Genomic DNA, 2281 nt, shown 5'->3' with positions numbered 1-2281 from the left:
CTCATGTCCGGCGCGTGTAAGCCTTCGAAGAAACACGCCGCGTGCAAACTCCAGCTTGGTCAAGTCATCGAGCGACAGTCCTACGACAAAGCGTTGCGTAACCACGACATCCAGCACATCTAACGGGACGTCCAGCAGAGATTTGTCGTCCACTTCAGGACCAATTACGTCCCCTCGCCTCACGTGAATTTCCTGGCGAGCGAGCACAGCAACAACATCATCCTCGCGGATGGCCAAGTCAGGTCGAGGCTCCAATATCTCGGCGCCTCGGCGAATGCGCGCAATGAAGACCCGCGTGTCCTTGGGCATTGCCTCGATATCAGCCAAGGTCTTGTCAAAAAGTATGGGGTTCGTAACGCGGTAGGCCCGGACGTCGAAAAATTTGGTTCCGGAGTTGGCGCCTGGGCCAAGCTCCGACGAACCCGCCAGCGCAGCCTGCATACGAGCACCTTCTTCACGCAGGTTTATACCCATCAACTTGGGCCCGATGGTGGGAAGGAACCAGACGAGACTGGCAGTTCCAATCAGGTAAGTGACCGCATAGGCGACCGGGATGTTATTTAGCAGCGCGCTTTTCTCAGCATCGGACAACGGGAGGCGCTGAATGGCCTGGCCGGCGGTGCCGATCACTGTCGACTCGGAAAACGCGCCCGCGAGGAGCCCAGCTGCCGTGCCGATGTCGTAGTTCAGCAGCTTTGCGAAACCGAATGCTGTAAGCAGACATGCAACGCAAAGAACGACCGTGAGCAGAACCTGCGGAATTGCGTCCTTTTTCAGTCCTCGAAAGAACTGCGGCCCTACTTTGTAGCCGGTAGTGAAGAGGAATAGATCAAAGAATATGACCTTCACGATGGGCGGGACTTTGATATCGAGTTGTCCGATCAATACTCCTGCGAAGAGTGTCCCCACGACAATGCCGAGACTAAAGCTTCCAAACCTCAGGCGGCCAATCACGAAGCCAACTGCCAGCGTAAGGAAGATGGCCAGCTCAGGATTGTTTTGCAGTGCCTGCACAAAATAAGTCATGCGTTCCCCCATGTCAGTTGTGCCCAGCCAGCATCTGCTCATCTGGGGCGAATGCAAGACATACCCGCAGCTAGGTTTCGAGGGCTGGACAGGCGAGCTTTCCGTCAAGAAMGGCCAAGACTATATTGGCGGTCACGTCATCCCCGAACCCATCGTGGCTCCTTGGCCTGGATGCGAGCTATTCTAACTTCCATATCACGTTGGCTTTGTGCCCTTGCAGCTTCTCCTCCGGTTCTTCCTTTAGGTCGTCAAAGTCGTGGCTGGTCGAGTTCCGCCAAGCGCGTTTATTTTTGATTTCGAAAAAAACGACTGGTTGACGTTGAGAAAGTCGCACCTAATGTGATTTCCGCTCTGACCTGAGATTCGAGCGGCGCGCTCGCCTCGTTTCGATCCCCTCAGAAGCGGGCGCGCCATTTTCCCCCTTCGTGATTGGTCTTAAACGCCAGCTCGGCGTTAACGGTTTGAGGCGGTAGCGCACAGACCGAGATCCAAGCCACGGCGAGCACAGCCAAAGTCGCGTGAGCTGCTCCAGCGGGAACCTTGAAGGTGCCCGTTGCATTTAGATCCATGAGCCTAACAACAGGAGCGGATAAGATGCGTAAAATCCTGATCGGTTGTGCGCTCGTTGCCGGCATGGGCGTTGGGTTGCCTCTGCCTGCCTCTGCGCAAGACATCCAACTTGAATTTGGTCGCGATGGACTGCGCCTGAATGAGGGCTGCAACCCGCGCTACGAGGATTGCCGCCAGGACGGCTACCGCGATGGCTTCTATCCCGACAATCGCCGCAGTATGCAGCGGATTGCACCGAGGGCCGCGCGCTCGACAAGGCCGAAAGCATGGGCATACGCCGTGCCCGCATCGCAGATGTCGGCCGACGGACGATCGAGGTCCAAGGCCGCGACCGCAACGGCGACCGCATCTATGTCACCTTCGGCCGCTCGCCGAGCTGCCCGCTGCTGAGCTAGTCGAACTCTTGCAGCGGGAGCCAGGCCGGCGCTGCTTTGGATGACTCAGCCGGGAGGCGCCGGCCAAGCTGCATGTGCATGAAGGACCGCCCTCCACCGACAAGCTGATTGGCGATGCTTGGTCGCATGAGATCAAATACGACGGCTACCGGACACAGATCCATCTCGTCGGCGGGCATGCGATTGCATTCACCCGGAATGCTTCGGTGCTGGCCGCCGTGCGCGCTCTGATCAAACGCGATGCCATCCATCCTTGATGGTGAGATGGTCGTGCAGGACGAGACCGGCCG

General features: G+C 57.8%; 3 protein-coding genes. 1 reads left to right on the top strand and 2 read right to left on the bottom strand.

Annotated elements, in window-relative coordinates:
* Positions 1–1026: aspartate-alanine antiporter-like transporter (locus tag AC1DUU_RS29880; protein ID WP_476786937.1), on the bottom strand; the 1026-nt coding region annotated here is incomplete at its 3' end.
* Between the two features lie 836 nt (positions 1027–1862).
* Here AC1DUU_RS29880 and AC1DUU_RS29875 point away from each other — a divergent pair.
* On the top strand, positions 1863–1991 hold the full coding sequence (locus tag AC1DUU_RS29875; protein WP_476786936.1) for a hypothetical protein: 129 nt from the start codon (positions 1863–1865) through the stop codon (positions 1989–1991).
* Here the strand turns inward: AC1DUU_RS29875 and AC1DUU_RS29870 are convergent.
* A partial coding sequence (locus AC1DUU_RS29870) for a hypothetical protein (protein WP_476786935.1) occupies positions 1988–2281 on the bottom strand: 294 nt, incomplete at its 5' end. The genes AC1DUU_RS29875 and AC1DUU_RS29870 overlap by 4 nt on opposite strands.

The sequence above is a fragment of the Aminobacter sp. P4_H6_2 genome (assembly GCF_056400805.1).
The sequence above is the reverse complement of the archived record's forward strand: the minus strand, read 5'-3'. Positions and strand labels throughout refer to the sequence as shown.